This window comes from Pseudomonas sp. SWRI81 (assembly GCF_014268545.1).
Classification (GTDB): Bacteria; Pseudomonadota; Gammaproteobacteria; order Pseudomonadales; family Pseudomonadaceae; genus Aquipseudomonas; species Aquipseudomonas hamedanensis.
The window spans coordinates 22,260-31,640 of the sequence record NZ_JABWQS010000058.1; the positions used below are offsets into that span (position 1 = coordinate 22,260).

Sequence of the window (9,381 nt, forward strand, 5' to 3'; positions counted from 1 at the left end):
TTTTCGGGCACGCGCATAAAAAAGAGAGGCCGGGATGTACATCTATCGCTTGGTCCTGCTTTTGGTCGTCGGGATCTATCTGTTCTCCCCCGCCATCATGGATTGGTGGATCGACGCGACGGGCGCCTGGTATCGCCCTTATCTGCTCTGGCTGATCCTGATTGTCGTGACCTTCATCCTGCAGAGCCAAAAAGATGCCGATGAGCTTTAGCCTGACCCAGATGCTTCTGATCAGCGCCGCGTACCTGGCGGCGCTGTTCGGCGTGGCCTGGGTCAGCGAACGGGGCATGATCCCGCGAGCGATCATTCGCCACCCGCTGACTTACACCTTGTCGTTGGGGGTTTACGCCAGCGCGTGGGCGTTCTACGGCACGGTGGGCCTGGCGTATCAGTACGGCTACGGTTTCCTTTCCAGCTATCTCGGCGTGTCCGGTGCATTTCTGCTGGCACCGGTGCTGCTCTATCCGATCCTGAAAATCACCCGCACTTACCAGTTGTCGTCGCTGGCGGATCTGTTCGCCTTCCGTTTTCGCAGCACCTGGGCCGGCGCGCTGACCACGATTTTCATGCTGATCGGCGTTCTGCCCCTGCTGGCCTTGCAGATTCAGGCAGTGGCCGACTCCATCGGCATCCTGACCGGCGAGCCGATTCAGAGCCGCGTGGCGCTGGCGTTCTGTGCACTGATCATTCTGTTCACGATCTTCTTTGGCTCGCGCCATATCGCCACCCGCGAGAAACATGAAGGGCTGGTGTTCGCCATCGCCTTTGAGTCGGTGATTAAACTAATCGCCCTCGGCGGCGTCGGCCTGTATGCGCTCTATGGGGTATTCGACGGCCCGCAACATCTGGAACTGTGGCTGTTGCAGAACCAGACCGCCCTCGCCGCGCTGCATACGCCGTTACAGGAAGGGCCATGGCGCACGCTGCTGCTGGTGTTCTTCGCCTCGGCAATCGTCATGCCACACATGTATCACATGACCTTCACCGAAAACCTCAACCCGCGCTCGCTGGTCAGCGCGAGCTGGGGCTTGCCACTGTTCCTGTTGTTGATGAGCCTGGCGGTGCCGCTGATTCTCTGGGCCGGCCTGAAGCTTGGCGCCACGACCAATCCGGAATATTTCACCTTGGGCATCGGCATTGCCGCCAACAGCAAGCCGCTCGCACTGCTCGCTTATGTGGGCGGTCTGTCGGCGGCAAGTGGTCTGATCATCGTCACCACCCTGGCGCTGTCGGGCATGGCCCTCAACCATCTGGTGCTGCCGCTTTACCAGCCGCCAGCCGAAGGCAATATCTACCGCTGGCTGAAGTGGACGCGCCGGGCGCTGATCGTCGCGATCATCATGGCCGGTTTCGGTTTCTACCTGATGCTCGGCGCCGAACAGGATCTGGCCAACCTCGGCATCGTCGCGTTCGTCGCCACCCTGCAATTTCTGCCGGGGGTGTTGTCGGTGCTGTACTGGCCGACCGCCAACCGTCGCGGCTTTATCGCAGGCTTGCTGGCGGGGATTCTGGTCTGGGTGGTGACCATGCTACTGCCGCTGGTCGGCAATCTGCAGGGTTTCTACATTCCGCTGCTGAACATGATTTATGTGCTCGACGACACCAGTTGGCACATGGCGGCCATCGCCTCGCTGGCGGCCAACGTCTTGATGTTCACCCTGATCTCGCTGTTCACCAACGCCAGTCCGGAAGAGGCGAGTGCCGCCGAAGCCTGCGCGGTGGATAACGTGCGCCGCCCGCAACGTCGTGAGCTGCACGCGGCCTCGCCACAGGAATTCGCCACACAACTGGCCAAACCGCTCGGCGCCAAAGCCGCACAGAAAGAAGTCGAACAGGCCCTGCGTGACCTTTATCTGCCGTTCGACGAGCGCCGGCCTTACGCCCTGCGCCGACTGCGTGATCGCATTGAAGCCAACCTCTCCGGCCTGATGGGCCCGAGCGTGGCGCAGGACATGGTCGAAACCTTCCTGCCGTACAAGGCCGGCGGCGAAAACTACGTCACTGAAGACATTCATTTCATCGAAAGCCGCCTCGAGGATTATCACTCGCGCCTCACCGGTCTGGCCGCCGAACTCGATGCGCTGCGCCGCTACCACCGCCAGACTCTGCAGGAACTGCCGATGGGTGTCTGCTCGCTGGCCAAGGATCAGGAGATCCTGATGTGGAACAAGGCCATGGAAGAGTTGACCGGGATTGCCGCGCAACGGGTGGTCGGCTCGCGCCTGAGCACCATTGCCGATCCGTGGAAAGAGCTGCTGCAGGGTTTCATCGACCTGCCCGACGAGCACCTGCACAAACAACACTTGGCCCTCGACGGCCAGACTCGCTGGCTGAACCTGCACAAAGCGGCAATTGATGAGCCGCTGGCACCGGGCAACAGCGGCCTGGTGCTGCTGGTCGAGGATTTGACTGAAACGCAGATGCTCGAAGATAAACTGGTGCACTCCGAACGTCTGGCCAGCATCGGTCGCCTGGCGGCGGGTGTGGCCCATGAAATCGGCAACCCGATTACCGGGATCGCCTGCCTGGCGCAGAATCTGCGCGAAGAGCGTGAAGACGACAGTGAGCTGACGGAAATCAGCGGGCAGATTCTCGAGCAGACCAAACGCGTGTCGCGCATCGTCCAGTCGCTGATGAGCTTTGCCCACGCCGGCAGCCATCAGCACAGTGACGAGCCCGTTTGTCTGGCGCAGGTCGCGCAGGATGCCATCGGCCTGCTGGCCCTGAACCGACGCAACTTCGAAGTACAGTTCTACAACCTGTGCGACCCCGAGCACTGGGTCGAAGGCGATCCGCAACGGCTCGCCCAGGTACTGATCAATCTGCTCTCGAACGCCCGTGACGCCTCGCCGCCCGGCAGCGCCGTACGGGTCAAGAGCGAAGCCGGCGAACACACGGTCGATCTGATCGTCGAGGACGAAGGCAGCGGTATTCCGTCGAGCATCATGGACCGATTGTTCGAACCCTTCTTCACCACCAAGGATCCTGGCGAAGGCACCGGTCTGGGCCTTGCACTGGTCTATTCCATCGTTGAAGAGCATTATGGACAAATCACCATCGACAGCCCGGCTGATGTACAAAGCCAACGCGGCACCCGTATCCGGGTGACCTTGCCGCGTCATGTCGAAGCGACGTCCGCTGTGAACTGAGACCGTCGAGAGTATCGAATCAATGCCGCACATTTTGATCGTCGAAGACGAAACAATTATCCGCTCCGCCTTGCGCCGCCTGCTGGAACGTAACCAGTATCAGGTCAGCGAAGCCGGTTCAGTGCAGGAAGCACAAGAACGCTTCACCATTCCCACGTTCGATCTGATCGTCAGCGACTTGCGCCTGCCGGGTGCGCCGGGCACCGAGTTGATCAAGCTTGGCCAGGGCACACCGGTGCTGATCATGACCAGCTATGCCAGCCTGCGCTCGGCGGTCGACTCGATGAAGATGGGCGCGGTGGATTACATCGCCAAGCCTTTCGACCACGATGAAATGCTCCAGGCCGTCGCGCGGATCCTGCGCGATCGGCAATCGGCCCCGGCTGGCGGCGAAGCCGTTGCCAGCAAACCGACCAACGGCAGCAACAAGGCCGCCAGCGACAACAGCAACGGCGAGATCGGCATCATCGGCTCGTGCCCGCCCATGCAGGACCTGTACAGCAAGATCCGCAAAGTCGCGCCAACCGATTCCAATGTGCTGATCCAGGGCGAATCCGGCACCGGCAAGGAACTGGTGGCCCGTGCCCTGCACAATCTGTCGAAACGCGCCAAGGCGCCGATGATCTCGGTCAACTGCGCGGCCATCCCGGAAAGCCTGATCGAGTCCGAACTGTTCGGCCACGAGAAAGGCGCGTTCACCGGCGCCAGCGCCGGGCGCGCCGGTCTGGTCGAAGCCGCGGACGGCGGCACGTTGTTCCTCGATGAAATCGGCGAACTGCCACTGGAAGCCCAGGCTCGCTTACTGCGGGTCTTGCAGGAAGGCGAAATTCGCCGGGTCGGCTCGGTGCAATCGCAGAAAGTCGATGTACGTCTGATCGCCGCGACCCACCGCGATCTGAAAAGCCTGGCGAAAATCGGCCAGTTCCGTGAAGACCTTTATTACCGCCTGCACGTGATTGCCTTGAAGCTGCCGCCGCTGCGCGAGCGCGGTGCCGACGTCAACGAGATCGCCAATGCTTTCCTCGCTCGCCAGAGCGCGCGCATCAACCGCACCGATCTCAAATTTGCCGCCGATGCCGAACAGGCCATCCGGCACTATTCCTGGCCGGGTAACGTGCGTGAACTGGAGAACGCGGTCGAGCGCGCGGTGATTCTCAGCGAGAGCCCGGAGATTTCCGCCGACCTGCTGGGCATCGACATCGAGCTGAGCGATCTGGAAGACGACGAGTTCATCGGCCTGCCGCCACAGACCGGCGGTAACGCGAGCAACAGCAGCCATGAGCCGACTGAGGACTTGTCGCTGGAAGACTATTTCCAGCACTTCGTCCTAGAGCATCAGGACCACATGACCGAGACCGAACTGGCGCGCAAACTCGGCGTCAGCCGCAAATGCCTGTGGGAGCGTCGTCAACGTCTGGGCATTCCACGCCGCAAGACCGGGGTCGCCAGCGAGAGCTGAGCGTTACCCAACACGCGGGCGGGTAACGCATGACCTTGTGAAGAAACTGTTACCGCAGTCGATTCACGTAACAGAAGCCGGGGTTATCGGTAACGAAACCCCGGCTTTTTTTCGCCCCTGCAAAACGGTTATATCGACCTAACCCCTTGTTTTACTGGGCTTGGCAAAAGTTGGCACGCACCCTGCTATATGTTTGGTACAAGAACAATAACAAGCAATGAACAAGACAATAAAAATAAGACGAATCGACTCACGCACAATAAAAACAAGACGGCGAGAGGCGCAGCTAACTGATTCTTTTGGAGAGGCGTTGTATTTGGGGCTTGCCCCACGACCAGGCCGAGAACAACAAAAACTGTCCTAAGACAGAGCCTGTACTGGTTGGATCGACAGATCACTGCAATTCAGCGACCAAAGCAATCCGTTTGCTCTTGGCTCCCGATTGGGAGGGTCACGAAGGAAACACTTCGTGGCGAGGGCACTCAACAAAAACAAGAAGCCCGAATCAATAATAAAAAGAGCACGCAACTACTTCTTGGGGAGCTTCGGCTCCCCTTGTAGTTTCTCCCGTCCGTGAAATCCCCCTTTTTGCCTCGCTCGCCCCTTGTAGCACGCGGCTTACAGCTCGAATCTGCTGTCTCCTACACCATCCCCCGACTAAATGCTAGAATCTGCGCCCATCATGCGGTCATTCTTTTGGTATGGCCGAACATTCCTTCAAACAGTGCATCCCATGCTGAAGAAGCTGTTCCAGTCATTCCGAACTCCAGTGCGTCGTACGCAACACATCCGCAGCACCCCTGAAGTGCTCAACAGCGGCCAACATTCGCTGCAGAAAACGCAGTTCAGCCGCTATGCGGTGAACATCGTCGAACGCCTGCAAGGTGCCGGTTACCAGGCTTATCTGGTCGGCGGTTGCGTGCGTGACATGCTGCTGGGCATCACGCCCAAGGATTTCGACGTCGCCACCAGCGCCACCCCCGAGCAGGTCCGTGCCGAATTCCGCAACGCGCGGATCATTGGCCGCCGTTTCAAACTGGTGCATATCCATTTCGGTCGCGAGATCATTGAAGTCGCGACCTTCCGCGCCAATCACCCGGTCAACGAAGACGACGAAGACAGCAACCAGTCTTCGCGTAACGAAAGCGGGCGAATCCTGCGCGACAACGTTTACGGCACCCTGGAAGAAGACGCGCAACGCCGCGACTTCACCATCAACGCCCTGTATTACGATCCGGTCAGCGAGCGCATTCTCGACTACGCCAACGGCGTGCACGACATTCGCAATCACCTGATCCGTCTGATCGGCGACCCCAAACAGCGTTACCAGGAAGACCCGGTGCGCATGCTGCGGGCCGTGCGGTTTGCCGCCAAACTCAATTTCGGTATCGAAAAGCACACCGTGCAGCCGATCCGCGAGCTGGCACCGATGCTGCGCGAGATTCCGTCGGCGCGGCTGTTCGAAGAGGTGCTGAAGCTGTTCCTCTCCGGCCACGGCGCGATCACCTTTGAAATGCTGGTCGACCTGCAACTGTTCGCCCCGCTGTTCCCGGCCAGTGCCGAGGCGCTGGAATACAACCCGGAGTACACCCACACGCTGATCAGCGAAGCGCTGACTAACACTGACTTGCGCATCAAGCAGAACAAACCGGTGACCCCGGCGTTCCTGTTTGCCGCCCTGCTCTGGCCTGCGCTGCCGGCCCGCGTGTTGCGCTTGCAGGAACGTGGCATGCCGCCCATCCCGGCGATGCAGGAAGGCGCTCACGAACTGATCGCCGAACAGTGCCAGCGCATCGCGATTCCAAAACGCTTCACCATGCCGATCCGCGAGATCTGGGACATGCAGGAGCGCCTGCCACGCCGCAGCGGCAAACGCGCCGACCTGCTGCTGGACAACCCGCGTTTCCGGGCCGGTTATGACTTCCTGCTGCTGCGCGAGAGCGCGGGCGAGGAAACCGATGGCCTCGGCGAATGGTGGACGGACTATCAGGACGCCAACGACAGCGAGCGTCGCGACATGATCCGCGACCTCAGCGGCAAGGGTGACGATGCCAGTGGCGCGCCACGCAAACGTCGGCGCAGCAGCGGTTCCAAGCGCAAACGCGCCGGTGCGCCGAGCGCGACGGGCGAGTAAGCCGTGGAGCGTATCTACATCGGCATGGGCAGCAACCTCGCTGACCCCGCCGAACAATTGCGCAGCGCCATAGCGGCGCTGGGGCAATTGCCGCAAACCACCCTTGCCGGCGTTTCCGCTTTTTATCAAAGCGATTCCCTGCTGCCCGGTCAGCCGCGTTATACCAACGCAGTGGCCGCGCTCGACAGCTCGCTTGCACCGATTGAACTGCTCGATGCCTTGCAGGCGATCGAAAACGATCAGGGCCGCGAGCGTCTGGAGCGCTGGGGGCCGCGGACTCTGGATCTGGACATTCTGCTGTTCGGCGATCGCCTGATCGACGAGCCACGCTTGAAAGTCCCGCATTACCAGATGCAGGAGCGCGCGTTCGTGCTCTATCCCCTCGCCGAACTCGCCCCACAGAATTTGCGCTTGCCTGACGGCCGCGCCCTGCCCGACCTGCTGGCAGCCTGCCCGTTCGTCGGCCTGGAACGCCTCTCCCAGCCCTGACACAAATTCCCTGTGGAATGCGGTTGTGTGGCGAGGGGATTTATCCCCGTTGGGCTGCGAAGCAGCCCCAAATCTGACCAAACCTGTATTACTAAAACAGGGCCGCTTCGCGACCCAACGGGGATAAATCCCCTCGCCACAGGTCACCTGTCAATCTTCAGTTCTTGTCAGACAAAAATCCCCCAAACCAACCCCGCCGCCACGCTGAATCGCATCAGTAACGCCGGTAACACCTGGCACGTAACAATGCGGTAACACACGCAATTGACTTCCTGTTGGCTCATCACGACTATAGGCGTCCCGCTGCCGCCAACCCGGCACATACGGGCGCAATCCAGGCCTTATAAGCACGACACAAGACCGTGCGCCTGAGTAGATGACGAATCACGCGCGTTACTCGCTGTAGTTTCCAGAGCGCCTGAACGAGGATTTTTTACATGCCAGCCATCACCCTGACCACGCTCCAGAGCCTCAAGCAGAAAGGTGAAAAGATCACCATGCTGACCTGCTATGACGCGACTTTCGCCCACGCCTGCAACGAGGCCGGAGTCGAAGTGCTGCTGGTCGGCGACTCCCTCGGCATGGTCCTGCAAGGTCACGACAGCACCCTGCCGGTGACCACCGCAGAAATGGCCTACCACACCGCCTGCGTCAAACGCGGCAACACCGACGCCCTGATCCTGGCCGACCTGCCGTTCATGGCCAACGCGACCCTCGAGCAAACCTTGAGCAACAGCGCCATGCTGATGCAGGCCGGCGCGCACATGGTCAAGGTCGAAGGTGCGTTGTGGCTGGCCGAGTCGATCCGCCTGCTGGCCGAACGCGGCGTGCCGGTCTGCGCGCACATGGGCCTGACACCGCAAGCGGTGAACATTCTGGGTGGCTATAAGGTGCAGGGCCGCAACGAGAATCAGGCGCGGCAGATGCGTGCCGACGCGATCTCGCTGGAACAGGCCGGCGCGGCGATGCTGTTGCTCGAATGCGTGCCCAGTGAACTGGCGGCAGAAATCAGCCAGGCCGTGAAGATTCCGGTGATCGGTATCGGCGCGGGTAATGCGACCGACGGCCAGGTCCTGGTGCTGCACGACATGCTGGGCCTGTCGATCACCGGCCGAGTACCCAAATTCGTCAAGAACTTCATGCACGGTCAGGACAGCATCCAGTCCGCGCTGAAGGCCTACGTCAACGAAGTCAAAGCCACCACGTTCCCTGGCATTGAACACGGATTCTCCGCATGAACACCGTCAAAACCGTACGCGAACTGCGCGCCGCTGTAGCCCGCGCCCGCAGCGAAGGCAAACGCATCGGCTTTGTGCCGACCATGGGCAACCTGCACAGCGGCCATGTCGCACTGGTCACCAAGGCCACGCAACGGGTCGATTTCGTGGTCGCGAGCATTTTCGTCAACCCGCTGCAATTCGGTGCCGGCGAAGACCTCGACAAATACCCGCGCACCCTGGCGGCTGACCAGGAAAAACTCCTCGAAGCCGGTTGCGACCTGCTGTTTGCGCCGACCGTTGAAGAGATGTACCCGGACGGCATGGCCGGACAAACCCGGGTCAGCGTGCCGCAACTGTCCGAAGGCTTGTGCGGCGCCAGCCGTCCGGGGCACTTCGAAGGGGTCGCGACGGTGGTCAGCAAACTGTTCAACATGGTCCAGCCGGACCTGGCGATCTTCGGCCAGAAGGATTATCAGCAACTGGCGGTAATCCGTGCGCTGGTGCATGACCTCAACATGCCGATCCAGATCATCGGCGAGCCCACCGTGCGGGCGGCCGACGGTCTGGCACTGTCGTCGCGTAACGGTTTCCTCAGCGAGGACCAGCGCGCGGTCGCACCGGTGGTCTATCGCACGCTGAGCAATATTGCCGAAGCGATCAAACAAGGTAATCGCGATTACCCGACGCTGATCAGCGCGCAGTTGCAACTGCTGGAATCGGCAGGCCTGCGTCCGGATTACCTGGAAATTCGCCATGGCCTGACGTTGCGTCCGGCGACAGCGGAGGATCGCGATCTGGTGATTCTGGTAGCGGCGTTTCTCGGCACCACTCGGCTGATCGACAACCTGCATCTGAACCTCGATAGCCCGATCTGAGCACACGGAAATCCCCCCTGTAGGAGTGAGCCTGCTCGCGATAGCGGTGAGTCAG

7 protein-coding genes are annotated in these 9,381 nt (G+C 60.7%); all 7 read left to right on the plus strand.

Annotated elements, in window-relative coordinates:
* Window positions 1-34: 34 nt before the first annotated feature.
* The 7 genes from HU765_RS24740 to panC all read left to right on the plus strand — a co-directional run bounded on the left by HU765_RS24740 (window position 35) and on the right by panC (window position 9,326).
* Window positions 35-211, plus strand: coding sequence for a hypothetical protein (locus tag HU765_RS24740; protein ID WP_003176118.1), 177 nt, complete (start codon window positions 35-37; stop codon window positions 209-211).
* The gene (locus HU765_RS24745) at window positions 195-3,149 is read left to right on the plus strand and encodes a sensor histidine kinase (protein WP_186623564.1); all 2,955 of its coding nucleotides are present in this window, start codon (window positions 195-197) and stop codon (window positions 3,147-3,149) included. The genes HU765_RS24740 and HU765_RS24745 overlap by 17 nt, the downstream gene beginning before the upstream one ends.
* A 22-nt stretch (window positions 3,150-3,171) precedes the next feature.
* Entirely contained in the window at window positions 3,172-4,608 is a 1,437-nt protein-coding gene (locus HU765_RS24750; protein WP_186623566.1) for a sigma-54 dependent transcriptional regulator, read from the plus strand.
* Between the two features lie 733 nt (window positions 4,609-5,341).
* On the plus strand, window positions 5,342-6,742 hold the full coding sequence (locus HU765_RS24755; RefSeq protein ID WP_186546911.1) for a polynucleotide adenylyltransferase PcnB: 1,401 nt from the start codon (window positions 5,342-5,344) through the stop codon (window positions 6,740-6,742).
* Window positions 6,743-6,745: 3 nt separating this feature from the next.
* Complete coding sequence (folK, locus tag HU765_RS24760; RefSeq protein WP_186623568.1) at window positions 6,746-7,231, plus strand: 2-amino-4-hydroxy-6-hydroxymethyldihydropteridine diphosphokinase; 486 nt, start codon at window positions 6,746-6,748, stop codon at window positions 7,229-7,231.
* A 437-nt stretch (window positions 7,232-7,668) separates the two neighbouring features.
* Window positions 7,669-8,469 (plus strand): 3-methyl-2-oxobutanoate hydroxymethyltransferase, encoded by an 801-nt coding sequence (gene panB, locus HU765_RS24765; RefSeq protein ID WP_186546909.1) that lies wholly within the window; start codon window positions 7,669-7,671, stop codon window positions 8,467-8,469.
* Window positions 8,466-9,326 carry a pantoate--beta-alanine ligase gene (gene panC / locus HU765_RS24770; RefSeq protein ID WP_186623570.1) on the plus strand — a complete coding sequence of 287 codons (861 nt, stop codon included), beginning with the start codon at window positions 8,466-8,468 and terminating at the stop codon, window positions 9,324-9,326. The genes panB and panC overlap by 4 nt, the downstream gene beginning before the upstream one ends.
* Window positions 9,327-9,381 lie beyond the last annotated feature (55 nt).